Here is a 948-nt window from a genome sequence, read left to right as displayed (position 1 = left end):
CGTGGACAGAACACCTAGGCCCACCGTCAAGCATCACCTGGGACCAGAACGTCAGGCATCAGCTGGGATCCGACAACCCACTGGCCGATCTGTCAGCTTGGAGATCAGGGGCGCTGCTGTCGCCGCTTCTTCGACTCGGCCAGTGCGGCCTCCAGCTTCTCGCGCGGCGACACGTCCGATTCGGTGTCGTCGTCATGGAGCGGCGGCATGAACAGGCCACGTCGGCTCTTCTCGCGTTTGATCTTCCGGCGCTCATTGAAGACTCGCTGGTGCTCCTCGCGGATCGTGGCCCATTGCCGGTCGAGCTCGGCTTCCCGTTGCAGCAGCTCGTCATTGCTGAGGTCGGCGAACTCAGCCGCGGCTGCGCTGGCCTCGCGGTTGACCTGCTCCCGCAGCAGGTAGTTGGTGATCGGCCCGTGATACTTGCCCGGCTCCGGAGCAGGGCGCACGAAGACACCGCGCCCCTTGACCGCGTACACAAGTCCTGCCTGCTTCAGGCTCCGATAGGCGTTCTGCGCGGTGGAGTTGGCGACTTGGAACCGCTCCTGGATCTCACGGGCCGGGGGCAGCTGGGAGCCCGGAGGATAGGTGCCTTCCTCGATCTCCCGACGAAGGATGTCGGCCACCTGAACGTACGGCGGGCGACTGTCTTCGTTGCGGATGAGGTCGACCGGCCAGTCCGGGCCTTCGGACTCGGCATCGCCGTGGTCGTCGTCAGCTGGGCCGGCGCTCTGGCCGACCGAGGCGCTGACGTAGCTGCCTCGACCGAGCTGGGAGTAGACGAGTCCCTCCTGCTTGAGCACGCGCAGGGCGTTCTGGACGGTGGAGCTGGAAACACCGAAGCGGTCCCGCAGCACGTTGGCCGAGGGCAGGCGCTCGCCGGGGCGGAACTCGCCGTTCAGGATCGCGTCCCGCAGCGCGTCGGCGGCCTGGAGATACGGCGGCCGG

At 67.1% G+C, this 948-nt stretch carries 1 protein-coding gene; it reads right to left on the bottom strand.

All coding sequences use genetic code 11. The features are described from left to right. Positions 1-104 precede the first annotated feature (104 nt). Positions 105-948, bottom strand: an 844-nt coding sequence (locus tag CCN35_RS26020) for a winged helix-turn-helix domain-containing protein (protein ID WP_211285582.1), incomplete at its 5' end; no start/stop codon positions are given.

Origin of the sequence: Streptomyces thermovulgaris (assembly GCF_002155915.1) — a bacterium.
Lineage (GTDB): Bacteria > Actinomycetota > Actinomycetes > Streptomycetales > Streptomycetaceae > Streptomyces > Streptomyces thermovulgaris.
The sequence above is the reverse complement of the archived record's forward strand: the minus strand, read 5'-3'. Positions and strand labels throughout refer to the sequence as shown.